The organism is Rhizobium sullae (genome assembly GCF_900169785.1).
In the GTDB taxonomy this organism is placed as follows: Bacteria; Pseudomonadota; Alphaproteobacteria; order Rhizobiales; family Rhizobiaceae; genus Rhizobium; species Rhizobium sullae.
The window spans coordinates 160,683-184,796 of record NZ_FWER01000015.1; the positions used below are offsets into that span (position 1 = coordinate 160,683).

Consider the following 24,114-nt stretch of genomic DNA (forward strand, 5'->3'; position numbering starts at 1 on the left):
GGTTCAATTTCCCAGAATCCCCGGCAGCCGCAAACCTTTCTCCTCAGCGCAGTCGACTGCAATGTCATAACCCGCGTCGGCATGACGCATGACGCCGGTTGCCGGGTCGTTCCAGAGCACGCGCTCGATGCGGCGGGCGGCGTCATCGGTCCCGTCGCAGCAGATGACCATGCCGGAGTGCTGCGAAAAGCCCATGCCCACACCGCCGCCGTGGTGCAGTGAAACCCAAGTTGCGCCGGAGGCAGTGTTCAAAAGAGCATTCAGCAGCGGCCAGTCGGAGACGGCGCCGGAACCGTCTTTCATCGCTTCGGTCTCGCGGTTCGGCGATGCAACCGAGCCGGAGTCGAGGTGGTCGCGGCCGATGACGATCGGAGCCTTGAGTTCGCCGCTCTTCACCATTTCGTTGAAGGCAAGGCCCAGACGGTGCCGATCGCCCAGGCCGACCCAGCAGATGCGCGCCGGCAGGCCCTGGAAGGAGATGCGCTCGCGTGCCATGTCCAGCCAGTTGTGCAGGTGCTTGTTGTCCGGCAGCAGTTCCTTCACCTTGGCGTCGGTCCTGTAGATATCCTCCGGATCGCCGGAGAGTGCTGCCCAGCGGAACGGGCCGATGCCGCGGCAGAAAAGCGGGCGGATATAGGCCGGCACGAAACCGGGGAAGGCAAAGGCGTTTTCGAGACCCTCGTCTTGGGCGACCTGGCGGATATTGTTGCCGTAGTCGAGCGTCGGAATGCCTGCATCCCAGAAGGCGATCATTGCTTCGACATGCTCGCGCATTGAGGCGCGGGCGGCCTTTTCGACCGCCTTCGGATCGGTTTCGCGCATCGCTTTCCATTGCGCGATCGTCCAGCCTTTCGGAAGATAGCCGTTGATCGGATCATGCGCAGAGGTCTGGTCGGTGACGATATCCGGACGGATGCCGCGACGAACCATTTCGGGCAGGATTTCAGCGGCGTTGCCGAGAAGGCCGACCGACTTGGCTTCGCCTGCCTTGGTCCAGCGGCCGATCATCTCGAGCGCCTCGTCCAGCGTTTCGGCCCTGGCATCGACATAGCGGGTGCGCAGGCGGAAATCGATTGAATCCGGATTGCACTCGACCGCAAGGCAGCAGGCGCCTGCCATAACGGCCGCCAGCGGCTGCGCGCCGCCCATGCCGCCAAGGCCGCCGGTCAAAATCCATTTACCCTTGAGGTTGCCACCATAATGCTGGCGGCCCGCCTCGACGAAGGTCTCGTAAGTGCCCTGCACGATGCCCTGCGTGCCGATATAGATCCACGAGCCGGCCGTCATCTGGCCGTACATCGCCAAGCCCTTCTTATCGAGCTCGTTGAAGTGGTCCCAGGTCGCCCAGTGCGGCACGAGGTTGGAATTGGCAATCAGAACGCGCGGCGCATCCTTATGCGTGCGGAAGACGCCGACCGGCTTTCCGGACTGCACCAGAAGCGTCTCTTCTTCGGTGAGCGTCTTCAAGGTCGCGACGATCCGGTCGAAATCGTCCCAAGTGCGGGCGGCGCGGCCGATGCCGCCATAGACGACGAGTTCGTTCGGATTTTCGGCCACGTCCGGATCGAGGTTGTTCATCAGCATGCGAAGCGGCGCTTCGGTCATCCAGCTCTTGGCATTGAGTTCCAGCCCTCGAGGTGAACGGATCTCGCGGATGTTGTGACGGGGATTGCTCATCTCAGATCTCCAGGGATGGAAGGATGTGTTCGGAAACGGACGTGTTCAACGCGCCGGTTGCAACGAGTTCGCTGACGGCGCGTAGATCGTCCGCCATGTAGCGATCGACTTCCAGCGTCGGCACCACATTGCGGATGACAGCGATCGCCTTTTGCAATTCAGGGCTGGTCGCAAGCGGCGCGCGCAATTCGACGCCTTGTGCGGCCGTCAGCGCTTCGATACCGACGATGCCGAAGAGATTTTCGGTCATCTGCAGCAGACGGCGCGCACCATGGCAGGCCATGGAAACATGGTCCTCCTGGTTTGCCGACGTCGGCGTCGAGTCGACGGAAGCCGGATGCGACATCTGTTTGTTTTCGGACATCAGCGCGGCAGAGGTGACTTCCGCGATCATCAGGCCGGAATTGAGCCCCGGCTTCTTGGCGAGAAAGGCCGGAAGCCCGTAGGAGAGAGCCGGATCGACCAGAAGCGCGATACGACGCTGCGAAATTGCGCCGATCTCGCAGACCGCAAGCGCGATCTGATCGGCGGCGAAGGCGACCGGCTCGGCATGAAAATTGCCGCCGGAAACGACGGAGTTGTCGGAAAGCACCAGCGGATTGTCGGTCACTGCATTGGCTTCGATTTCGAGCGTGCGGGCAACAGAACGCAGGAGATCGAGACATGCACCGTCGACCTGCGGCTGGCAGCGGATGCAATAGGGATCCTGCACACGCTCGTCGCCTTCGACATGACTTTCACGAATGACAGAGCTTTCAAGTAGCGTCCGAAGTGCGGCTGCCGTATCGATCTGGCCGCGATGACCGCGCAGCGTATGGATATCCGGATGGAATGGTGCTGACGAACCCATCGCGGCATCGGTCGACATGGCACCGGTGATCAGGGCCGCCTGAGCGGCACGATGTGCGCGGAAGAGACCGGCGAGCGCGAGCGCGGTCGAGGTTTGCGTGCCGTTGATCAGTGCAAGGCCTTCCTTTGCGGCGAGAATAACCGGCTTGAGGCCAGCCCGATTCAAGGCCTCCCCGCCTGGAAGGCGCTCACCTTTGAAGAGGGCTTCGGCCTCTCCCATCATCACCGCCGCCAGATGGGCAAGCGGTGCAAGATCGCCCGAGGCCCCGACGGAGCCTTTTTCCGGAATGACCGGGATGACGCCCTTGTCGAGCATTCCCTCGATCAGCCGCACCAGCTCCAGCCGTACACCGGAAGCGCCGCGGCCAAGTGACACGAGCTTCAGCGCCATGACGAGGCGCACGACATTCTCCGGCAACGGTGCGCCGACGCCGCAGCAGTGCGAGAGGATGAGATTGCGCTGAAGTGTGGCGACATCGGCGCTGTCGATTTTGATCGAGGCAAGCTTTCCGAAGCCGGTATTGATGCCGTAGACGGGCGCATTGCCCGCGGCGATCTCGGCGATGCGCGCTGCGGCCTTTTGAATTCCAGCGTCGAAGGTGGCATCGAGCTTTGCCGGTTCGCCGGTCCAGTAGATCGTTTCCAGCTGTTTCAGACAAACGGAACCTGGATGGAGGATGATGGTCAACGGTCGATCCTTTCGCCCTTGAAGACACGCGCAAAAAGCGGGTTGAAGCCGATGCGATAGACAAGCTCGGCCGGGCTCTCGATATCCCAGATGGCAAGATCGGCCGATTTTCCGGCCTGGATCGTGCCGGTTTCGGCAAGAAGGCCGAGTGCGCGAGAGCCTTCACGTGTGGCGCCTGCAATACATTCCTCAACCGTCAGGCCAAACAGCGTCGCCGACATATTCATCGCCAGAAGCAGGGAGGTGAGGGGCGAGGTGCCTGGGTTGCAATCCGTCGCGACGGCGATCGGAACACCGGCGGCACGTAGCGCGTTTACCGGCGGCTTCTGCTTTTCGTTGATCGCGTAAAACGCGCCGGGCAGCAGCACCGCGACGGTTCCGGCTGCCGCCATGGCGACCACGCCGTCGTCATCGAGATATTCGAGATGATCCGCCGAAAGCGCACCATACTCGGCGGCAAGCTCGGCGCCGCCCAGATTGGATAGCTGCTCGGCATGCAGCTTGACGGGGAGGCCGAGCGCCTCGGCGCGATCAAAGACAAGGCCAATCTCTTCCGCAGAGAAGGCAATGCCTTCGCAGAAACCATCGACCGCATCGACAAGGCCTTTGCCATATGCCTCTTCGAGCGCGGGCAGCACGATGTCGGATATATAATCGCGGTTGCGGCCCTTGTATTCGGTGGGGGTCGCATGGGCACCGAGATAGCTCGTGTTGACGCGCACAGGCCGTGCATAGCCGAGCGCTCGGGCAGCCTCCAGCATCCTTACTTCGCCAGCGATGCAAAGACCGTAGCCCGACTTGATCTCGATCGTCGTCACGCCTTCGGAAAGCAGCGTATCGAGGCGGGGCAGTGAAGCTTGCACAAGGCCTTCGACGGAAAGCGCATTCGTCGCCCTGACCGAGGAGACGATGCCGCCGCCGGCGCGGGCAAGATCTTCATAGGATGCCCCCGCAAGCCGCATTTCGAATTCGCGCGCGCGGTTGCCACCATGAACGATGTGGGTGTGGCAATCGATAAGCCCCGGCGTCACCCAACGGCCTTCAAGGTCGACGATTTCGGCACGCTCGATGACAGAAACGGGCAGCTCGCCTTCCGGACCGGCATAGGAAATGCGGCCGTTATCGGTGACGATCGCGCCTTTTTCGACGGTGCCTAAGCCTGGCTTACCCGGATCGAGCGTCATGAGCCGGCAGTTGCGCCAGAGGCTCGGCCTCTGCTCCTTCGTAAAAAGATTGTTCCCGCTCATCAGCTTTACGCCTTTCCTTATGCCGAAACATGTATATACATATTAATCGGGTGACAAGTGGAAATTTGGGCGTTTCCATGGAAAAGAAAGATAGAAGGCTCACAGGAAGGGAAAAGGCGATGACGACACTTCATGCGGCGACCGCACTCTTGCCGGAGGGGTGGCGAAGCAACGTACGACTGTCGCTTGAAGGCGGCCGTATCGCAAAGATCGAGGCCGGCGCGAAGGCCGAGGCGAGCGACGAGCGCCACCACCTCCTTATTCCTGCGATGCCCAACCTGCACAGCCATGCCTTCCAGCGCGCCATGGCAGGCCTTGGCGAAGTCCGTGGTCCTGCAAATGACAGCTTCTGGAGCTGGCGCACTGTCATGTACAGGTTCGCGCTTTCGATGACGCCCGAGCATGTGGAGGCAGTTGCCGCACAGCTCTACATGGAAATGCTTGAAGCCGGCTTTTCGCGTGTCGGTGAATTCCATTATCTGCATCATGACAAGGACGGCAGCCCCTACGCTAATATTGCGGAGCTGGCGGAACGCATCGGCGCCGCGAGCAAGACGGCAGGCATAAGCCTGACATTGCTGCCGGTCTTTTACGCGCATTCCGGGTTCGGCGGTGCAGCGCCCGTCGAGGGCCAGCGGCGCTTCATCAATTCGCTCGAGAGCTTCGGCAAATTGATGGAGCGGGCTCGCGCGGTCACGCAAAAGCTGGAAGGCGGAAAGCTTGGTATGGCACCTCACAGCCTGCGCGCCGTCACACCCGATGAGATGGCAAAGCTCCTGCCGCTTGCAGAAGGCGGACCGGTCCATATCCACGTCGCCGAACAGGTGAGAGAAGTGGACGATTGCATCGCCTGGTCAGGCGCAAGACCCGTCGAGTGGCTTCTTGAGCATGCGCCCGTCGACCGCCGCTGGTGCCTTATCCATGCCACCCACATGACCGACGATGAAACCCGGCGCATGGCGAAAAGCGGTGCGATCGCCGGTCTTTGCCCGATCACCGAGGCCAATCTCGGCGACGGCACCTTTCAGGCGCCGCTTTTCCTCGAAGAGGGCGGACGATATGGCGTCGGGTCGGATTCGAATGTGCAGATCTCGCTTCCTGGAGAGCTCCGCCAGTTCGAATATTCCGAACGGCTGGCGCTTCGCGCCCGCAACGTAATTGCCAAGAGCGGCAGCTCGACGGGCCGTGCACTGCTGGACAATGCACTTGCGGGCGGCAGTGCGGCTCTCGATGCTGCAGGGGGTCTCGCTGAAGGTAACTATGCGGATATCGTCGCGCTCGATTGTGGCGCAGTGCCTTATCTCACCGATGACCATATCCTCGACCACTGGATCTTTGCCGGCGGCGTCGCTGTCGATTGCGTCTGGGCCCTTGGGCGCAAACAGGTCGAAGCCGGCCGTCATCGGCAGCGCGAGGCGATCAATCGGAGTTTCCTCGCAGCAATGCACGAGCTGGTCGCCGCCTAAGTCTTTTCTTGCCGCTGCGTTCCAACTAGAGCAGCGGACCCGAAGCGGAGTGAGTTATGAACGGCAGCAAGGATGCGACCCTGCATCAGCGCATCTTGAGCGAGATCGAAGGCCGGATCGTCTCCGGCGAGTGGCAGCCTGGTTATCGCATTCCATTTGAGGTCGATCTCGCCATGCAATATGGATGCTCACGCATGACCGTCAACAAAGTGCTGACGCAACTTGCAAAAGCCGGGCTGATCGAGCGCCGCAAGAAGTCCGGCAGCTTCGTCACCCAGCCGCAGGCACAGTCGGCCGTACTGGAAATCCACGACATCAAGGCGGAAGTTCAGTCGCTGAACTTGCTCTACTCCTATTCGGTCACGAAAAGTGTGAGCCGCAAAATAAAGGCCGAAGACAACCTCGATCTTCCGGCGGGCGGTCTCGTGAAAGAGATCGTTTGCGTCCATTTCGCGGGGACCCGGCCTTTCTGCCTGGAGCAGCGCCTGATCAATCTTAGTGCAGTCCCCGAAGCGGCCGATGCCGACTTCAGCGCGCTCGCCCCTGGCGCCTGGCTCTTAAAACAGGTTCCGTGGAGTGCGGCGGAGCACAAAATTTACGCGTTTGAGGCCGGTGCTGAGGAAGCAGCAGCGCTCGGCATCGCCCGTTCGACAGCCTGCCTCGTTATCGAGCGTCGCACCTGGAGCAGCGCCGGATCGGTTACGCATGTGCGCTTTACCTATCCCGGAGACCGCCATGCGCTCGTCGCGCGCTTCAGCCCGGCCTCCTGAGAATTCGCAGCACGTCTATTGCGAATCATGCTGCAAATAGCGGAAGTAAACGTTGAGATGACTTCCGGCCGATAAAAGATGCGCTACGAAATCGACAACGCAATGCTGAAGAGCCTGCTGCCTGCAATCGCGCTGGCGGAAGATATGCTGGCCAGGCTGGATGAAAGAGCAGCCCGTTCGCCTGTCGGCGACGGTTTTGCCGAACGCGGCCACTTTTTCGATGCGGCAAGCGCTCTCTGGGTTGCGGGAGAACTCGTACATGTCGAAGACCTGGTGCTGCATGATGCACATATGGACAGCCGGACGCCGAGCCACGAACTGACGATTGCCCATGCTGTCCTGCGGGCGCGTCGCCGCATCTGGACGGCCGACCCCACTTGGGCGCTTAGTGCTGCCGGATTGAATGCGCTTGCCGGCGCCGGTCTGGAGGAAACCGCGCGCGCAACAGAAGTGAAGGGGGCGATAGCGCCGCCCGATGAAGCGGAGGAGGAAGCCGAAGCGCTGCTATCGGTGGAACTTGCCGAGATCGACGCCGTACTCGCCCGCTCTCAGCGATTACTGGATACCCATCTCGGCGGAGCTCCTGCGGTGGAAGAAAGGCCGAAGGAGACGCGCGCCGATCCGCTCGGCCTCTTCGGCGACGACGAATGGGACGAGGCCCAGCGCCTATCCGATTGGCGTGCGCTCATTCCGCTTGCCGACGAGTTGCCTCCTGCCTTGGCCGCCGCAGTGCTTTTCGAGGCCTGGGAGCGAACCGAGCCGATCAGACGTCAGCACTGGCTGGGCGGCCTCCTTGTTTCGGGCTATCTGCGGTCCCGGGGTAAGGTCGCCTCGCATCTCTTTGCCTTCTATGCCGGTTTGAAGTCCATCCGCCACGAGAAGCGCCGCTCGCGCGATCGCCTGACTCGCTTGCTCGCTTTTCTGGACGCCATCACGGAGAGCGCTGCGACCGGGCTTAAGGAGATGGATCGCTTATCTCTTGCCCGCACCCAGATGGAACTGCGCTTCCGGGATCGCCGCTCAAACAGCAGTCTGCCGCAGCTTGCGGAATTCGTCCTTTCGCGCCCCATGGTATCCTCGGCGATGGTCGCCCGCCAATTGCAGGTCACGAGCCGAGGTGCCCTCAATCTGCTGAACGAGATCGGCATCCGCGAAATCACCGGCCGCGGACGTTACCGCGCCTGGGGCATCATCTGACACAAAAGAAAGACGGCCGGACATCAAGCCCGGCCGTCTTTTTAAGGTGAACGCCCGGCTCGCCATCCTGTCACAGATTGCAGACCGGGCGCTCTTGCGCTTCCTTTGCCCCCAGAAGCGCGGTCTTTATTCCCGCTCGCCGGTGAAGTTGAGCAGGAGCTGGAAGATGTTCACGAAGTTCAGGTAGAGCGAGAGCGCGCCAAAGACGGCAAGCTTCTGGTTCGATTCCTGATCGTGGTTTTCCGAAAACTGTTCCTTGATATTCTGCGTGTCCCAGGCAGTCAGGCCGACGAAGACGAGGATACCTATCACCGAGATGGCGAACTGCAGCGCGCTCGAACCCAGGAAGAGGTTGACGATGCTGGCAATGATGACGCCGATCAGGCCCATGATCAGGAACGAGCCGAAGCCGGAAAGATCACGCTTGGTCGCGTAGCCATAGAGGCTGGTCGCGCCGAACATCGTCGCGGCGATGAAGAACGTGCGCGCGATGCTCGTGCCGGTGAAGACGAGGAATACCGAGGCCAGCGATAGACCCATAACCGCGCAGAACGCCCAGAACGTCATTTGCGCGGCACTTGCCGACATCGTCTGGATGCGGAACGAGAAGAAGAAGACGAAGGCTAGCGGCGCCAGCATGACTACCCACTTCAGCGGCGACTGGAAGATCGGCACGTAAAGGGCCGGCGTGCTGCCGACGATGAAGGCGACGATCCCGGTGATGACGAGACCGAGACCCATGTAGTTGTAAACGCGCAGCATGTGCTTGCGGAGGCCCTCGTCGAAGAGAACCTGCGAGCTGGCGGCAGAGCCGTAGCCGTAACGCGGATTGTTCGGATTCATTTTGATCTCCTCTGGTTCAAACTAGTAGAGCGAACGGGCGAGCCCCTCGGCAGCCCGGTCGAGTTCAAGATCCCTGTCGCTGGCGATCAGTGCATAGGCGACCTCGCCGATCTGCCAGTAAGCGGCCTCGGCATTGTCGAGCGCCAGATGGCTGACCGGCTGAACGGCAAAAGCGCCCGGCCGCACGGCAAAAAGCGAAAGCCGCTTGCCGTCCGGTTCCCGGATTGCCATTTCGACGCTCGGGCCGAATTCGGACCGAAAAATCTGGACATCGGAAACCTCCCACTCCTTCGGCAGTTCCGGCATCACGATCGCGGTATCCGCGCGAATCTCGTCAGGATTATATTTCGCAGCCGTCTGCGAAGGCATCGTTTCGCGAAGTTTGGCCGTCTGGTAGGCCTGCACCGCATCCTCGACATAGGGCGGAGCTGGAACGGACGCGACAACCTCCGTCGCCGTAAAGGCGCCAAAGGAGGTATGTGCCACCCAACCTGCCATCACGAGCACGCCGACGGCAGCGGCCCGCTGAACCGCATGCAAGATACGGCCGTAAGAGAGACCACGCTCCAGACGCCGTGCGGCATCCCGCGTCTCGATCCGGCCGAAGGCATTTTCGCCGGCAAGCGCCAGGCGCAGCTCGCCCTTCATGCTGAGATCGGCCATTACCTTTGCAGCAATCGCCGGGTTCTCGGAAAGATAGGATTCCACCTGAATGCGGCGCGCCACGTCCAGCTCGCCATCCACATAGGCGTCGAGATCGGTATCGATGATCGGATCAACTGCTTTCATTGCCGTTCCTTCCGATTAACCTCAGGTGCGAGGCGCGGGGCGTTGCTGCCTCGAATTCGCGAAGCTGCGCGCGGGCGCGTGAGACCCGCGACATCAGCGTTCCGACCGGGATGCCGAGCGAGGCTGCAGCTTCCTGATAGGAAAGATCCTCGATCGCAACGAGATGCAGTGCCTCGCGCTGTTCTTCCGGCAGGTCGAAGAAAGCGTCACGGACCTGCTGAAGACGCACCGCATGTTCCTGTCCCGCCGGCAGCGACGAGTCCGTCTCAAGAGCCGCTTCATCGTGCCGGCGCGCTACGGACCGGTTCTGACGAACCCGATCGATATGGGCGTTGTGCAAAATGGAAAGCAGCCAGGTGCGCAGGTTGCCGGCACGCCGGAAGCTCTGCCGCTTCTCGAAGGCGCGCACGAGCGCATCATGCACAAGGTCTTCAGCGTCATCCGAATTGCGCACCAGCGCACGCGCATAGCGCCTGAGCGCCGCGAGCTGCCCGATGACGTCGAAGGGCCGTTCTTTCCGTTCCATGGTTGAGTATACGATTGCCGATGATGTTTTATTCCTGCTTTTTTCGAAATTTTTAAGCTGATGAAGTTCTTGGCTTCTGGTCCGTGTAGACGCTATCTATAAATTGTCTACACAGGAGCGTGCGCCATGCCTCTCAATATAAGAAGCGAGACTGTGAACCAGCTGGCTGAACAGCTGGCTGCGAAGAAGCGCATCAACAAGACCGAGGCCGTGCGGCTCGCGCTTGAAAACGAGCTTCGCCGCACAGACGAAACGCTGCCTTTTCGTGAGCGGTTAAGGCCGCTGCAAGAAAAGATCGCATCCTACAGAGATAGCGACGTCGTTCTCGATAAGAAATTCTTCGACGATCTCAGCGGCGAATACTGATGTTCGTCGACGCGCCGGTCATCATCGCGCTGCTCTTGCAGGAGCAGAAATGGGACAGTTTTGCGAGAGCCCTCGATGAGGTTCCTCGCGGCGAGCTTGTCACTTCCGTCCTTGCTGTATGGGAGGCGGCAGCCGCTATCTATCGCAAGAAACAGATTCCGATGGCTGAAGCCGAGGCAAAGGTCCAGGAGTTTCTGCGGCTTGCAGAGATTGCAGTCGTATCGATAACGCTTACTGAAAATACCATTGCCCTAAGCGCCTTCGAAAAATGTGGACGCCATCGTTATCCCGATGCTAATCGCAACAGTGCGCTCAATCTGGCAGATTGCTTTCACTATGCGGCGGCAAAGGCGGGCAACATGCCGATCCTAACGAAGGACGCCGGTTTTACGCTGACCGATCTCAAAACAATTGGCCCTGATTTCTAGACGTTTTTGCCATCCGACAACTCCTCCAGTATCGGGCAGTCCGGCCGGTCGTTGCCGTGGCAGGCATGCACAAGATGCTCCAGCGTGCGCCGCAATTCCAACATCTCCCGGATCTTCCGGTCGATCTCATGGAGCTTGCCTTGTGCGATCTCCTTCACGTCGGCGCTTGCCCGGCTTTTGTCCTCGTAAAGCGCCAGCAGTTGCCGGCATTCCTCGACAGAAAAGCCGAGCCCGCGGGAACGCTGGAGGAAACGCAACTTGTGAACATCGGTGGCCTCATAGTCGCGATAGCCGTTTCCGCCCCTTCCGGGGCGGATCAAACCGATATCCTCGTAATAGCGGATGGTCTTGGGTGGCAGACCGGAGCGGTCCGATGCTTCGCCGATGTTCATTCTTTTGTCCTCTCAGAGTTTCTGGAGCCTCAGCCTCAGCGCGTTGCCGATGACGGAGACAGACGATAGGCTCATGGCCGCTGCCGCAATCATCGGCGAAAGCAGCAGGCCGAAGACCGGGTAGAGCACGCCTGCGGCCACCGGCACGCCTAGAGCATTGTAGCCGAAAGCGAAGCCGAGATTCTGGCGGATGTTGCGCATCGTCGCCTCCGCCAGCCGCCGGGCGCGCACGATCCCGTTGAGGTCACCCTTCACCAAGGTAATGCCGGCACTTTCCATCGCCACATCCGCCCCCGTTCCCATGGCGATGCCGACATCTGCGGCGGCAAGTGCCGGAGCGTCGTTCACGCCGTCGCCGGCCATTGCAACGACCGCACCCTTTGCATGCAGTTCGTCGATCAGCGCCTTCTTGTCTTCCGGCAAAACGTCGGCGCGCACCTCATCGATCCCGAGACTTTTTGCGACGGCGTTTGCCGTGCGCTCATTGTCGCCAGTCGCCATGATGATGCGCAGCCCGCTTTCGTGCAGCGCGCGGATCGCCTCAGCCGTCGTCGCCTTGATCCGGTCGGCAACCGCAACGAAACCCGCAAGACTGCCGTCGATGACGACGAACATCACGGTCTTGCCCTCGTCGCGCAGGGCGCGGGTCTTTTCGGCAAGCGGCGCGGTATCAATCCCGAGATCGTTCATCATCGCGGCATTGCCGAGCGCTACGGCAGCGTTGTCCACATCGCCTTTCACGCCTTTACCGGTGATAGCCTCGAAGCCCGTGACATCGATCGGCTTGATCTTGCGCTCTTCCGCACCGGCGACAATTGCCTCGGCAAGCGGATGTTCTGACCCGCGTTCCAGACTTGCCGCCAATAAGAGCAACGTCTGTTCATCTGTGCCGCCAACCGGGACGACGTCCGTGAGGCGGGGCTTGCCTTCCGTCAAAGTGCCGGTCTTATCGACGATCAGCGTATCGACCTTCGAAAAACGTTCCAACGCTTCGGCATCCTTGATCAGCACGCCCTCCTGCGCGCCACGCCCGGTGGCGATCATGATCGACATCGGGGTTGCAAGGCCAAGTGCGCAGGGGCAAGCGATGATGAGCACGGCAACCGCGGCAAGCAGGCCATGTGCCATCGGCGGCACCGGCCCGAAAATTGCCCAGGCGATGAAGGCGACGATCGCCGTTACAACAACGGCAGGCACGAAGAAGGCCGAGACCCGGTCAACCGCGGCCTGGATCGGCGCCCGCGAGCGCTGCGCCTTGGCGACCATGTCAACGATGCGCGACAAGGTTGTTTCCGCACCTACGCGCTCTGCCGTCATCACGAAAGTGCCGTTCCGGTTGATCGTCCCGCCGGTGACGGCATCGCCCTTCGTCTTTTCGACCGGTAGCGGTTCGCCGGTAATCATGGATTCATCGATGGTCGATTGCCCATCGATGACCGACCCGTCGACTGGAACGCGTTCGCCTGGCCGCACCCGCAGCAGGTCGCCGCTCGCGATCTCGTCCACCTCGATATCCGTTTCGCTGCCGTCTGCATTGATGCGGCGTGCCGTCTTCGGCGCAAGGTCGAGCAAGGCCCGTATGGCCGAGCCCGTCCGCTCGCGCGCCTTCAATTCCAGCACCTGGCCGACGAAGACGAGCGCCACGATGACGGACGCCGCCTCGAAATAGACGGGCGCAGTCTCGCCATGCCCCCGGAAGCTCATGGGGAAAAGGCCGGGCGCAAGCACAGCGACCACGCTGTAGACATAAGCAGTGCCCACGCCGAGGCCAATCAGCGTCCACATGTTCGGGCTGCGGTTGAGGAATGAGTTCCAAGCCCGGCGAAAGAAGGGCAGGGCAGCCCAAAGCACGACAGGGGTTGCGAGCAAAAGTTCGATCCAGCTTGCCAGCGGCTCGCCGATCGCATCGCGCAACGGCAGTCCGATCATCGGACCCATGCCGAGAACGAGTAGCGGAATGGCCAAAGCGGCGCTTATCCAGAGCCTCCGCGTGAAATCGGTAAGCTCCGGGTTCGGGCCCTCGTCCGCCGGCGGAACACCCATCGGTTCCAACGCCATGCCGCATTTCGGGCAGTCGCCGGGATGATCGCTGATGACTTCCGGATGCATCGGGCAGGTATATTGCGTACCCTTCGGCATAGGCTTTTGTGCCAGCCGTTTTCCGTGGCGATAGGTTTCCGGATCGGCCTCGAACTTTGCCTTGCATCCCGCCGAGCAGAAGTAGAATTTCTCGCCGTCGTACTTCAGGAAATGCAGCGCGGTCGCGCGATCGACGGACATGCCGCAAACCGGATCCTTGGCCGCGAGATAATTCTGCGGATTGGCTTCGAATTTCTTACGGCAACCGTCGGAGCAGAAATGATAGGTGTGGCCCTGGTAATTGAGGCTCGGCTTGTCCGCATCCGGATCTACCATCATGCCGCAGACGGGATCGCGGGCAAATATGGCCCCGCCAGTGTCGGCGCTACCGTGCCCGCGGGAACAACTGCCGGCGCCGTGATGGTGGTGATCGTGCGTATTCATAGGCTTCTCCTTTGTCCCGACGGGCAGTGGATAGGCTTATGAACCTTCCAGCAACTGGAAGGTCAAGTGATAATTTCATGCTCTTCGATATCTGCCTCCCAAGGCTCGATGAGAGCCACAGGCTGGCTGCCGAGTAGCGCCGAAAGCGACAGCTCGCCTCCCGGCTCGAGCATCCTACCGGTCAAGAGATCGCAGCGAAGGCCCTCGAAGGAAGAAGGCACCTGGATCATCGTATCGTTCCAGAATTCCGGCCCGGCGAACAGAACGCCTGGATCCAGCCAGCCGAGCATCAGCCGTGGAACGACGCTCATCGCGTAGGTTCCGTTCAACTCTCGCGCAAAGGCAACGACATGATCCTTGCGGCTGCCGGACACCTTAAGCGGAACATAGGCGCCCTTCGCAAAAAGGTCCGGTTGCCGCTTTCGAAGATGAAGACCGATTTCGACGATGCGCTGTTTCAGCGCAGGCACAGTCAGACTTACGACCGGCACTCCTTCCAAGAGGCTGGCAGACAAGGCCGTCATGTCGACAGCCCTGCGGTTGTCAGGATCGACGAGGCTTAAATCGAAAAGCTCGGCGCCCTGATAAATATCGGGAATGCCGGGTGCTGTCAGCTTTATCAGCGTCTGCGACAGGCTGTTCAGATAGCCGGCCTCGATGAATGGCCGCATCACCGCTCCGAAATCCTCGTGAAAGGCGAGGTTGGTCGATGAAAGCAACGCTGTTGCATAAGCTAAAACCGCCGCCTCGTATCCGGCATGCGGCTCATCCCAGCTCGTGCCGTGCTTTGCTTCACGGATCGCCTTTTCCGCATAAGCGGTGAAGCGTCCTGTCAGCGCTTCAGCCTCTCCATTTGAGAAATCCTCCGGCCAGATCCCGGTAAGCGCCTGATAGAGCATCCATTCGACGTTCGGTTCAGGCGTCAAGCCACTTGGCAATTCGACCAGATGGTCGCGGTTCATCTCGCGCCAGCGCTCCACCGCCTGCACCCAGACATCGGCTCCTTCGCTCAAGGTATAGAGCCTTGCGCGGGCATCCTCGCCGCGCTTGGTATCGTGTGTCGATGTCGCTGAAAGACCGTGCGGCATAAGCCGCGCGCGCTTAAGCATCAGTGCATGGAAAGTCTCGACGCCGCCCGGCGTCATGTCCGGATCGCTGCCGACTTCGTTTACGCCAAGCAGCCGGTTGTAGCGATAAAAGAGCGTGTCCTCCATTGCCTTCGCCATGACAGGTCCGCTCAACTGCTGGAAGCGGCGGCGGAACTCTTTCGCCTCTGCTCCCCGTACCTCACCTTTCAAGAGCCTTGCCACGACGTCGATCGCCCGCTGGTCGGCAAGCTTTTCTGCCGCGCTGGAAACGACCCTGCCGAGCACGTCCGCATCCCGCGCGTCAAGCCGACCTTTGCTGCCATAGATGCGATAGACGGGAAAGGCGATCAACAACTCGCGGATAGCTGCCGCAATCCCGGCGCGCTCAAGGTCGGGATAAAGGCCATGGACGATCTTCACCAGCCGCGTCGTCTCGCCTTCGAAGTTGCGTTCCACCATCAATTGCTTGGCTGCGCGAAGACCGGCTGCAACATCGGCCATGTCCGGGGCAATATTCGCATAGGCGGTGCCAAGCTGTTGCAGGCCACCGCCGTCGATGAAAAGGTGGCCAAGCGCCGAAATGAACTCGTAGCCGGTGGTCCCGGCGATCGGCCAGCTTGCGGGTAGTTTTTCGTCGCGACCGAGGATTTTCTCGACGACGATATAGGTTTCCGGTCCTGCTTCGGCGCGGAGTCTTTGCAGGTAGTGCTTCGGATCTGCCAAGCCGTCGATATGGTCGAGCCGCAAACCTTGCACCTGCCCGGAGCGCACAAGTTCGAGAATGAGCCGGTGGCTATCTTCGAAAACCTGCTCGTCCTCGACGCGCAGGCCGACCAGCTCCGTCACCTCGAAAAAACGCCGATAGCTCAGATGTCTTGCCGCCTCTTTCCAATGGATCAATCGCCAGTGCTGGGCCTCGTGCAGGCGAGCGATCAGCTCTTTGTCTTTCGAAAGCCACGCCGGCTCATCTGCGCTTGCTGGAACAAGCTCGGCGCTGCCGGGGTTCAACGGCAAAAGCGTGTCGCAATAGCCAAGCACCGGTTCGCCATCTTCCGAATCGCGCTCAAGCCGCAGCTCGCCATCCGACAGGGCGTCTTCGAACGGCTTGCCGAGGATCGGCAGGGTCAGCCGTTCGCCCCAGTCGATATCGAAATATCGTGCATAGGGGCTCTCCTGCCCAAGCTTCAGCACACTCCGCCACCAGGGGCTTTCCGTCGAGGCGGCCATATGGTTGGGCACGATATCGAGGATGAGGCCGAGCCCGGCGTCGTTCAAAGCACTGCTCAACCGGTTAAAACCCGCCCGTCCGCCGATTGCCGGATCGATTTTATTGGCGTCAGTCACGTCATAGCCATGCGTCGAACCCGTCGTCGCGGCGAAGATCGGCGAAGCGTAGACATGGCTGATGCCAAGGGCTTTGAAATACGGCACACATTCGATCGCCCGGTCGAATGTCATGCCGTTGCGGAATTGAACGCGGTATGTCGATGTCGGAAGCGTCATGTCGCCCGCTCTTCGGAGGGAGACGGCCCGAAACGGTGACATCGGGCGCGTTGTTCCCCCAATTCCAAGGGTTAGTCGATGAAGACGCCGACGCTCGCCGCACGCCCCATCGCATCGATCACCGTCAGTTTCGAATAACCAGCGCCATCCGGCATCCACTGGTTGATGCGGCGGCGGGAAAGATCGGGCAGCGGCTTGCCGTTTGCAAGCCAACGGAACGGCGCCCGGCCGCCCTGTAGTTTCAACATCAATGGCGAGAGGTCACCACTCTTTGCCCCGAGATCGACATGCGCGCCTTCCGGCGGATAGACGATCTGTGGTGCCTGTTCGCGGCTGGAGGTGGAAAGCAACCCGCTGGCATTTATCGAGAAACGCCGCTGGCTGACCGGCAGATCGGCCTGGGCGACGCGTACTGCCCCGGAGGGTGGGCGCGACAGAGGCGTGGCTGCTATGCCCGACTTTGCAAAAGCCTCAAACAGGATGGGGGCTGCCGTGCCGTAACCGGTCAATCCCGGCACCGCGCCATTGTCCGGCCTTCCGACCCAGACACCGAGCACATAACGCCCGTCGTAGCCGATCGACCATGCGTCGCGGTAGCCGTAGCTGGTCCCCGTCTTGTAAGCGATGCCGCGTTGCGGAGCGCCTGCGGGTGGGACGACGCCGGAAAGGATATCCGAAACGTTCCAGACGGCGACCGGCTCCAGCAACGGTTCGCCATCGATCTTGCCGGGCGCGCCCGTCACGCCGTCGCCGATCCGAACCGGTTCGCCCTTGTTGGCAAGCGCCGTATAGAGCTGCACGAGGTCTTTCAATGTGATGCCGACGCCCCCGAGCCCGATCGCCAGTCCCGGCGTTTCGTTCGGTGGCAGGGTGGGCCGGACGCCGGCGCGACGGAAGCGCACCAGAAGCCGCGCCGGATTGACGGCGTCAAGCAGCCTGACGGTCGGCACGTTCAACGAAAGCTGCAATGCCTCGCGGACCGTCACGTCGCCTTGATAGCGCATGTCGAAATTGCGCGGCCGGTAACCGAAGAAATCCGCCGGCCGGTCCTCGATGATCGTTTCCTGGCTCACCAACCCCTGCTCGAAAGCAAGGCCGTAGATGAAGGGTTTCAGGGTCGAGCCAGGCGAACGGCTGACCCGCGTCATGTCGATCCAGCCGGAGCGGCTGGCATCGAAATAATCCACTGAACCAACCTCGCCGGCGATTTCGCCGCTGCGCGCATCGGCCATCACGATCGCCAGCGAAAGCTTCGGGCCAAGCTTCATGGCGGCATTCTTTGCCGTTGCTTCGAGCCCTTCCTGCACCTGCTTCTTGAGCGTCGTTCGATGCTCGCGCTCCTTCGGTTTTCTGCGAAGTGCTGCTTCGGCGACGTGTGCTGCAAGGGCCGGAAGCTGCATGCGCGCTGCCGGAACGAGTGTCGCCTCGGCGCGCTCGGCCTCTCCCTCGCCGATGGCGTCGTCTACGGCGGCGCGCTCCAGAACGCGTTTTCGCGCGGCCTCCGCCGCCGCCAGGTTCCTGTCGGGACGGCGCCGCTCGGGAAGCTGAGGGAGGGCAACGAGGAGGGCAGCCTGCGCCACCGTCAGCCGCTTCGGCTCCTTGCCGAAATAGGCAAGGCTTGCGGCGCGCACGCCTTCCAGATTGCCGCCGTAGGGCGCATGCGTCAGATAGAGATCAAGGATCTCTTCCTTCGAAAGCCGCCGCTCGATCTGGACGGCACGTACCATTTGCAGGAATTTCGCCGAAAGCGAGCGTCCCGCGCGCGGTTCGATCAGCCGTGCCACCTGCATGGAAAGCGTCGAGGCGCCGGAAACGATGCGGCCGTTGGTGATCAGCTGCAGGCCCGCACGCCCGATTGCCAGCGGATCGATGCCGTGATGGTCGTAGAAGCGCCGGTCCTCATAGGCGATCAGCATGCGCGTGAATTGTGGGTCGACGTCTGCGACCGTGGTTTTCAGACGCCAGCGGCCCTCCGACGTCGCAAAGGCCCGCAGCAGCTGACCATCGGCATCCAGCACTTCGGCCGACACCGCACCGGTCTTTTCAAGCGGCGGCGGAAAGGCATTGTCGGCGGTTTCGAGCGCGAAGAAAACCGCACCGGCAAGAAGGATACCGGCCGTCGTTCCAATCGTGACCTTGTGCCAGAGCCGCATTATCGTGCTGCGACAACCTCCATCTTGCCGGTCGCCGTGCGAGCCGAATATTCGGGACGGTACATGTCCTCCACGGTCGCCGCCGGGTGGTCATAAACGCCTGGAGTGACAGCCCGCACGACATAGGCGACGTTGATGTCACGATTGTCGTCCGACGTCCGGTTGAAGGCCGCAACAAAGCGGTCGTCGCGGAACTCTGTATGAGCCGCCGTCTGTTCGCCGATCCAGTCGAAATTAGTGAGTTGCGCGCTGTCGACCAGGCTCGGATTGTCGATCTGGAGGCCAGCCGGCAGCAGATCGGTCATGATAATACGCGACGGCCAGGCGTTGGTTTCGGTCACGTGCAGCACCACCACGTAGCGCTCGTTCTGCCGCGCTTCACTGATATTCGCCGGCTCGCCATCAAGCGTGTAATAGCTGCGCTCGATGGCAAAGCCGTTGCCGCCGGCAGGCAGCGGCGTGACGGGTGCTGCAACGGTCGTCACGACCGCCGATACCGGATCGGCCATGGCGCTCGTCAGCGTCAGCGGATTGTTCATCAGCGCGTCGCCGCTCATCTTCGCCATGTAGGCACCCGTGTGTAGCGCACCGTTGACGTCCACCTTCAGCGAGTCATCGCCGCTTTGGATCGCGCGCGCCGCAAGCAGCGTCCATGCCTGCTCCTGCGTGCTCGTCCACTTGCTGCGATCCCATTCCTTGCCGACGGCCTTTGCCAGTTCAGGAATGACCGGCGGGACAGGGCGGCTTTCGGCGGCAAGTGCCAGAATGGCTGCGCCGTCGCGCAGGATCGAGCCGTAGTCGGTGCGCGAAAGATTGACGCGATGAACCATTGAATCCTCGGTCATCTGCAGCGCATCGACAAAGATATTCTTCGAGCGCGTCGCATCTCCGTAAAGGGCAAGTGCCGCGGCGATATGCGCCTTGGCAAGCGGCGTCGGGAAGTCGTTGATCATCGTATCGGCGTAGTAGCGCAGATCGCTGATCGAGGCTTTCCTGTTGCGGGCGAGAACATAGATTGCATAAGCAATTTCATCGCCCTGCGTCTTGACGTTGACGTCATAGCTTAACGCGTTCTGGAGGTTCTCGAGCGCCTGCACCAGCGCACGGTCCGGCACGTCGTACTTCTCTTCACGCGCCCGCGTCAGGAAATCCGTGACATAGGAATCGAGCCAAAGGTCGCCCGAATCCGGTCCCCAAAGGCCGAAGCTGCCTGCCGATGCCTGATAGGACAGTACGCGATAGATCGCATCCTGCACGCGCTTCTTGACGTCTGCATCATCTCCGAGGCCATTCTGTTTCGAAAGCTCGCTGAGATAAAGAAGCGGCAGCGCGCGGCTCGTCGTCTGTTCGGCGCAGCCGAAAGGATAACGGTCGAGCGACATCAGCAGTGCGGGAATGTCGAAGGCGGCCGAACGGGTGACGTTGACGCTGACCGAGGCGCCCGGAAGCACGCTGTTGGCCAGAAGCTCCTTGTCGATCTTCAGTTTCGCCCCCGGTTTCAGGGCGATGACGCGTCGTTCGGTCACGGGCAGTGACGATGGGCGGACCGGTACGTCAACCGTCTGATCGAGCGACAGTCCAGCAGCATCCGAGAGGTTGATCGAAACAGCGCCGTTGCCTGGCTGCTTGCCGATCACAGATAGCGTGAAGTCGGATTTCGCACCGGCGGCCAGATGGATCGTCCGGGAAGCTGCAGCTTCCTCGATGCCGACGGCCTCGTTGCCGGTCAGCTGCAGTTTGAAATCGCCGGCCGGTGCATCGGTATTGGCAATATCGAGGCGCAGTTCCGCCTTGTCGCCAGGGGCCAGGAACTTCGGCAGGCTGGCGGTGACGACCACCGGATCGCGGATGACGACGTCCTTGACGCCGTGGCCCACCCCGTCCTTCGACCAGGCAACAGCCATGACACGCGCCGTGCCGTTGAATTGCGGAATGTCGAAGCTGACGTTCGCCTTGCCGGCGGCGTCAAGCTTCACTGGACCGGAGAAGAAGGCGACGAGTTTTTGCGTCGGGGGGCTGCCCTGCAGCGCCACCGCGCCGCCGTCGCCGCCGGTTCTAAGCTTGCCGGTCGCGCCGAGCGAACCATCAATCAGGCGGCCATAGAGATCGCGGATTTCAAGACCGAGCTGACGCTGGCCGAAATACCAGTCCTCGGGATTGGGCGCCTCGTAGCGCGTCAGATTGAGAATGCCGACATCGACGGCGGCAACCGTGACGTAAGCGTCCTCATCGGCGCCAGCCCCCGTCACCGCAAGACTGATGTTCAGCGGTGCGCGCGGCAGCATCTTTTCCGGTGCATCGAGCTTCACCTGCAGTGCACGCTGCTCGGGATCGACCTTCAGCCATTTGATGCCAATCGAGCGCATCGGCATGTGGCTGTCCTGGGCGTCGCCCGGGCGGAAGAGCGTTGCTGTCACATAGGCGCCAGCGCCCCATTCGGCGGTGACCGCGACCTCCACTTCGCCCCCGGTCTCGCCGATCGTTGCATTCTGCACGGCAACGAGATTTTCCGTCCCGGCAGTCACCATCAGCTCTCCGCCGTAACGGGAAGAAACCTTCAGCTTCGCCGTCTCACCGACCTTGTAGCTTTCTTTGTCAAGGGCGATTTCAAGCCCGTCCGGCGTTTCAGTTGAGACAGCCGCCACCATCCAGCCGGCATCGAATTCGATGCTTGATACCGGACCATCCGCGTCCGGGCTTTCTACTTCAAGGCGGTAGCGGCCCCAGCCTACCTGGGACGCTATCTTGCCGCCGTCGAGGCCGGCATCAACCGTGCCGCTCGCAACCTGGCGTGCGTTGAAGGCGGATTCGTATTTCCATGCCGTGCCTTCCCGATACCATTGGTATTCGCGCTCAAGGAGCGAAAGCTTCCAGCGCAGCCCCTTCATTTCTTGCTTTCGGCCGTCTGCGGAAACGCCGATCACGTTGAAGCCGGCGATCGAGTTCTCGGCTGCATCGCCCGAAAACTCAGGCTTGATGCCGATCATCGGTCCTTGGCTTTTGACCGGGATCACCAGTGAGCGCTCCAGCGCCCGCCCACCCGTTTCCTGCATGCGGATGTAGACCGTCGCGTTCAGCAATTGCGTGGTCGCGGGAAGGTCGCCGACCGTGAGATCGGTCGTGGCTTGGCCGTTCTCGTCCAGTTCCGGCAGGCCTTCGATCGCCTGGCGGCTTTCCTCGTTCGCCTCCTCGTCAGAAAGACCAAAGACGTAACCCGAAAAAGCCTGGCTTTCGCGCGTCGGCTTGATGACGACATCGCCTTCGAGCGTCAGGCCGGCCGCCGGTGCGCCATAGAGATACTTGCCGCTGATAGCGATCGTTGCCGGCGTGTCGGGACCGATTTCCTTGGCTTCTGTCTTCAGCTCCATGTCGGTGCGATCGGGAACGAAATCGTCGACGAGGAAGGTTCTTGTGCCGATCGGCGATCCTTTGGGATCGGTATGGACGTTCATCGTCCAGCTGCCGCGCATGGCGCTTTCCTGGATCGGAAGGTCGATCACATAGCCGCCAGCGTCGCTGCTCTGCCTGACGATGCGCCGGTCCTCGACGCCATCAGGGCGCATGAAGATGAAGGTCAGCGGCAGCTTCTCGATCGCCTTGCCATCCGTATCGCGGGCAAGGGCGGAGGCATGCACCGTTTCTCCCACCCGATAGATTCCGCGCTCGGTCCAGGTCATGACATCAATCGCACCGGGCGAGGCCCGTCCCGTCACGCCGCGGTCGGACAGATCGAATCCAGCGCGTGTCATGTCGAGGAAGACGTAGTCGGACGCACCGTTCCTGGCAGCCAGGACGGCGGGTGTGAGTGCTGCCGTGCCGCGCAGCAGGCCGGCGGTGAAGACGGCTCGGCCGTTTTCATCCGTCGTCGCGGTGCCCAGAACCTCGTTGTTCTTGGCAAGCAGTTGCAGCTCGACGCCGGCGATCGGCTTGGCAGAAGCGAGCGAGCGCGTAAACACGTTGAGCCCGTCGGTTCCGGCATAGGTGGTAACACCGATATCGGAAACGACGAACCACTGCGTCGCCTTGGCATCCCATTCATTGTCCGGCGTATTGGTAGGAGAGGCGATCAGCACATAGATGCCGGGCTTGCGCTCGGGCAAGGCTTCATCGACGGGGAAGCTGGTGACGACATCCTTGTTGAGGCCGTTGGCGATCCCGATCGAACCTTGCCAAACGAGCTCGCCGCTTTCGTCCTGAATGCGCTGCGCGCTATAACCGTCGAGCTGCGTCAGGAATTGGGAACTGGTGAGAAGCGGCGCGATGCCACGATCGCCAATGCGGTAGAGCTTAAGGTCGGCCGCTTCGATGTTGACGCTGACCAGCGGAATGCCGCGGCGCGCCGACGAAGGCAGTACGAAACTGTCGCCAGTAAACCGCACCACCTTGCTGCGGTCCTTGACGTAGATGTCAAGGCTGACGGGTGCCTCCAGCACTTCATCAACGGACGAGGGCAGGCCAGTGCGGAAACTAATCTTGTAGGTCTCGCCGTGAACCAGGCCCTCGACGCAGATCTGCTTATCCTTGGCTTCGAGCGCCTTGGGCGCTCGTCCGTTCAGCGTTACAAACGGCGCATAGTCGACCGACTTGACGAGCGATTCCGAGAAAGTCACGCAGGCGCGCGGCGTTGCGCTATCGGCATCGACATTGTGTTCGGTGATGCGGAATCCCTGTTCCGACTTGAGCTTGAGATAGGCGGCCTGGACTTCCCTGGAGCTCGCCAGCCCAAGGCTTGCCTTATAGGCGTTGAGGGCCGCGCGGAAATTCGAGTTCTTGGCAAGCGAGGCCGCAAGCACGGCAAGAGCGTCGGCACGCTTCGAGGTCGTGCGCGTCAGTTCATAGGCGTTCAACGCATCGAGAACAGCCTGGCCGAAGGCCTGGCTGCCGGTGCCGCCGAGCGAATTTGCGGCGCGGGCTGTTTCCAGCCAGAGATCGGCATCGTCCGGCGTCAGCGCCAGCGCACGGTGAAACGCATCGATCGCACTTGCGAGGTTGTTGGCGGTGAGATCAAGGCGCGCCGTCGCTGTCAGACTGTCGAGGGTCTGGCCCGGCTGAGCATCGGTAAGCGCCAGATTGGCCTTGAAGTCGCGCGCTTGTTGGATGACGTCTTCAGATAGAAAGCTGAGACGAGGGGCCGCACCGATATCGGGCTCCCGCGGCCCTGCCGTCGTTTCGACGATCCGGCCGGCAATCGCGCCGGGAAAGGCGTTCATGGTCTTGAAGTCGGACTTCAGGAAACACCATTTCACCTTTGGGTTATAGGTGAAGGCCTTGCAGCTCTTGTCGCCGATGCAGGACGTCTTGCATTGCTCAAGGGAAACATTCTGTTCCGTCCGCAGATCAAAGCCGAAGAAGTCGGCGTCTTTGATTGTCTGAATATCGCGCTTCGTCTCCGCAGCTGTTGCGGGAAGGCTGGCCGCGATGGCGGAAAGGGCAATAGCGGCGATTGCGAAAAACGAGCGTACAGACATAGGTTCCCCCCGGTCGCTGGCGCTGGATTGGGGCACTCTCCAGCGGCCGCGAAGTCTTGTCAATACAACTTCAAATTTATGGGCTTATGTAGCAAGTGCCACAAATGGCGAATTTGGGAGGGACGAGCCCTAGAGCCTCCT

16 protein-coding genes are annotated in these 24,114 nt (G+C 61.2%); 5 read left to right on the forward strand and 11 right to left on the reverse strand.

The genetic code is table 11. The features are described from left to right. Nucleotides 1-3: 3 nt before the first annotated feature. From hutU to hutI, 3 genes are read right to left on the reverse strand one after another with little or no spacing between them, the layout of a single operon-like run. Complete coding sequence (gene hutU, locus BN1800_RS15500; protein ID WP_086999071.1) at nt 4-1,677, reverse strand: urocanate hydratase; 1,674 nt, start codon at nt 1,675-1,677, stop codon at nt 4-6. A gap of 1 nt (nt 1,678) precedes the next feature. Continuing rightward, nucleotides 1,679-3,214 (reverse strand): histidine ammonia-lyase, encoded by a 1,536-nt coding sequence (gene hutH / locus BN1800_RS15505; RefSeq protein WP_086999075.1) that lies wholly within the window; start codon nt 3,212-3,214, stop codon nt 1,679-1,681. Next, complete coding sequence (gene hutI / locus BN1800_RS15510) at nt 3,211-4,461, reverse strand: imidazolonepropionase (RefSeq protein WP_086999078.1); 1,251 nt, start codon at nt 4,459-4,461, stop codon at nt 3,211-3,213. The genes hutH and hutI overlap by 4 nt, the downstream gene beginning before the upstream one ends. A gap of 119 nt (nt 4,462-4,580) precedes the next feature. On the opposite strand from hutI, the gene BN1800_RS15515 reads away from it, so the two are divergent. The 3 genes from BN1800_RS15515 (at nt 4,581) to BN1800_RS15525 (ending at nt 7,894) form a co-directional block, all read left to right on the forward strand. Beyond that, nucleotides 4,581-5,927, forward strand: a complete 1,347-nt coding sequence (locus BN1800_RS15515; RefSeq protein ID WP_086999081.1) for a formimidoylglutamate deiminase — start codon at nt 4,581-4,583, stop codon at nt 5,925-5,927. Nucleotides 5,928-5,983: 56 nt separating this feature from the next. Continuing rightward, on the forward strand, nt 5,984-6,697 hold the full coding sequence (gene hutC / locus BN1800_RS15520) for a histidine utilization transcriptional repressor HutC (RefSeq protein WP_086999084.1): 714 nt from the start codon (nt 5,984-5,986) through the stop codon (nt 6,695-6,697). Between the two features lie 78 nt (nt 6,698-6,775). Continuing rightward, complete coding sequence (locus BN1800_RS15525; RefSeq protein ID WP_086999087.1) at nt 6,776-7,894, forward strand: RHE_PE00001 family protein; 1,119 nt, start codon at nt 6,776-6,778, stop codon at nt 7,892-7,894. A gap of 126 nt (nt 7,895-8,020) precedes the next feature. Here BN1800_RS15525 and BN1800_RS15530 read toward each other — a convergent pair whose 3' ends face one another. From BN1800_RS15530 to BN1800_RS15540, 3 genes are read right to left on the reverse strand one after another with little or no spacing between them, the layout of a single operon-like run. Then, nucleotides 8,021-8,737 carry a Bax inhibitor-1/YccA family protein gene (locus tag BN1800_RS15530; RefSeq protein ID WP_027509649.1) on the reverse strand — a complete coding sequence of 239 codons (717 nt, stop codon included), beginning with the start codon at nt 8,735-8,737 and terminating at the stop codon, nt 8,021-8,023. A gap of 21 nt (nt 8,738-8,758) precedes the next feature. Beyond that, nucleotides 8,759-9,526 carry an anti-sigma factor family protein gene (locus BN1800_RS15535; protein ID WP_086999090.1) on the reverse strand — a complete coding sequence of 256 codons (768 nt, stop codon included), beginning with the start codon at nt 9,524-9,526 and terminating at the stop codon, nt 8,759-8,761. Continuing rightward, the gene (locus BN1800_RS15540; RefSeq protein WP_027509651.1) at nt 9,513-10,052 is read right to left on the reverse strand and encodes a sigma-70 family RNA polymerase sigma factor; all 540 of its coding nucleotides are present in this window, start codon (nt 10,050-10,052) and stop codon (nt 9,513-9,515) included. The genes BN1800_RS15535 and BN1800_RS15540 overlap by 14 nt, the downstream gene beginning before the upstream one ends. A 126-nt stretch (nt 10,053-10,178) precedes the next feature. On the opposite strand from BN1800_RS15540, the gene BN1800_RS15545 reads away from it, so the two are divergent. Together BN1800_RS15545 and BN1800_RS15550 are read left to right on the forward strand one after the other, a co-directional pair. Further along, nucleotides 10,179-10,418, forward strand: coding sequence for a type II toxin-antitoxin system VapB family antitoxin (locus BN1800_RS15545; RefSeq protein WP_086999093.1), 240 nt, complete (start codon nt 10,179-10,181; stop codon nt 10,416-10,418). Then, nucleotides 10,418-10,846, forward strand: a complete 429-nt coding sequence (locus BN1800_RS15550; RefSeq protein ID WP_086999097.1) for a type II toxin-antitoxin system VapC family toxin — start codon at nt 10,418-10,420, stop codon at nt 10,844-10,846. Before BN1800_RS15545 ends, BN1800_RS15550 begins: the two co-directional genes overlap by 1 nt. Here the strand turns inward: BN1800_RS15550 and cueR are convergent. The 5 genes from cueR to BN1800_RS15575 all read right to left on the reverse strand — a co-directional run bounded on the left by cueR (nt 10,843) and on the right by BN1800_RS15575 (nt 23,973). Then, nucleotides 10,843-11,238 carry a Cu(I)-responsive transcriptional regulator gene (gene cueR, locus BN1800_RS15555; RefSeq protein ID WP_027509654.1) on the reverse strand — a complete coding sequence of 132 codons (396 nt, stop codon included), beginning with the start codon at nt 11,236-11,238 and terminating at the stop codon, nt 10,843-10,845. The genes BN1800_RS15550 and cueR overlap by 4 nt on opposite strands. A gap of 12 nt (nt 11,239-11,250) precedes the next feature. Further along, nucleotides 11,251-13,761 (reverse strand): heavy metal translocating P-type ATPase, encoded by a 2,511-nt coding sequence (locus BN1800_RS15560; RefSeq protein ID WP_086999101.1) that lies wholly within the window; start codon nt 13,759-13,761, stop codon nt 11,251-11,253. Nucleotides 13,762-13,823: 62 nt separating this feature from the next. Beyond that, entirely contained in the window at nt 13,824-16,352 is a 2,529-nt protein-coding gene (gene treY / locus BN1800_RS15565) for a malto-oligosyltrehalose synthase (RefSeq protein WP_086999104.1), read from the reverse strand. A gap of 71 nt (nt 16,353-16,423) precedes the next feature. Further along, nucleotides 16,424-18,505 (reverse strand): penicillin-binding protein 1C, encoded by a 2,082-nt coding sequence (gene pbpC / locus BN1800_RS15570; protein ID WP_086999107.1) that lies wholly within the window; start codon nt 18,503-18,505, stop codon nt 16,424-16,426. Then, complete coding sequence (locus tag BN1800_RS15575; protein WP_086999110.1) at nt 18,505-23,973, reverse strand: alpha-2-macroglobulin family protein; 5,469 nt, start codon at nt 23,971-23,973, stop codon at nt 18,505-18,507. The genes pbpC and BN1800_RS15575 overlap by 1 nt, the downstream gene beginning before the upstream one ends. Between the last annotated feature and the right edge of the window lie 141 nt (nt 23,974-24,114).

What these genes read in the sequence shown, in the direction of transcription:
- hutU (WP_086999071.1), bottom strand. Translation starts at nt 1,677, where the DNA reads ATGAGCAATCCCCGTCACAACATCCGCGAGATCCGTTCACCTCGAGGG.
- hutI (WP_086999078.1), bottom strand. Translation starts at nt 4,461, where the DNA reads ATGAGCGGGAACAATCTTTTTACGAAGGAGCAGAGGCCGAGCCTCTGG.
- BN1800_RS15515 (WP_086999081.1), top strand. Translation starts at nt 4,581, where the DNA reads ATGACGACACTTCATGCGGCGACCGCACTCTTGCCGGAGGGGTGGCGA.
- hutC (WP_086999084.1), top strand. Translation starts at nt 5,984, where the DNA reads ATGAACGGCAGCAAGGATGCGACCCTGCATCAGCGCATCTTGAGCGAG.
- BN1800_RS15525 (WP_086999087.1), top strand. Translation starts at nt 6,776, where the DNA reads ATGCGCTACGAAATCGACAACGCAATGCTGAAGAGCCTGCTGCCTGCA.
- BN1800_RS15530 (WP_027509649.1), bottom strand. Translation starts at nt 8,737, where the DNA reads ATGAATCCGAACAATCCGCGTTACGGCTACGGCTCTGCCGCCAGCTCG.
- BN1800_RS15535 (WP_086999090.1), bottom strand. Translation starts at nt 9,526, where the DNA reads ATGAAAGCAGTTGATCCGATCATCGATACCGATCTCGACGCCTATGTG.
- BN1800_RS15540 (WP_027509651.1), bottom strand. Translation starts at nt 10,052, where the DNA reads ATGGAACGGAAAGAACGGCCCTTCGACGTCATCGGGCAGCTCGCGGCG.
- BN1800_RS15545 (WP_086999093.1), top strand. Translation starts at nt 10,179, where the DNA reads ATGCCTCTCAATATAAGAAGCGAGACTGTGAACCAGCTGGCTGAACAG.
- BN1800_RS15550 (WP_086999097.1), top strand. Translation starts at nt 10,418, where the DNA reads ATGTTCGTCGACGCGCCGGTCATCATCGCGCTGCTCTTGCAGGAGCAG.
- cueR (WP_027509654.1), bottom strand. Translation starts at nt 11,238, where the DNA reads ATGAACATCGGCGAAGCATCGGACCGCTCCGGTCTGCCACCCAAGACC.
- BN1800_RS15560 (WP_086999101.1), bottom strand. Translation starts at nt 13,761, where the DNA reads ATGAATACGCACGATCACCACCATCACGGCGCCGGCAGTTGTTCCCGC.
- treY (WP_086999104.1), bottom strand. Translation starts at nt 16,352, where the DNA reads ATGACGCTTCCGACATCGACATACCGCGTTCAATTCCGCAACGGCATG.
- pbpC (WP_086999107.1), bottom strand. Translation starts at nt 18,505, where the DNA reads ATGCGGCTCTGGCACAAGGTCACGATTGGAACGACGGCCGGTATCCTT.
- BN1800_RS15575 (WP_086999110.1), bottom strand. Translation starts at nt 23,973, where the DNA reads ATGTCTGTACGCTCGTTTTTCGCAATCGCCGCTATTGCCCTTTCCGCC.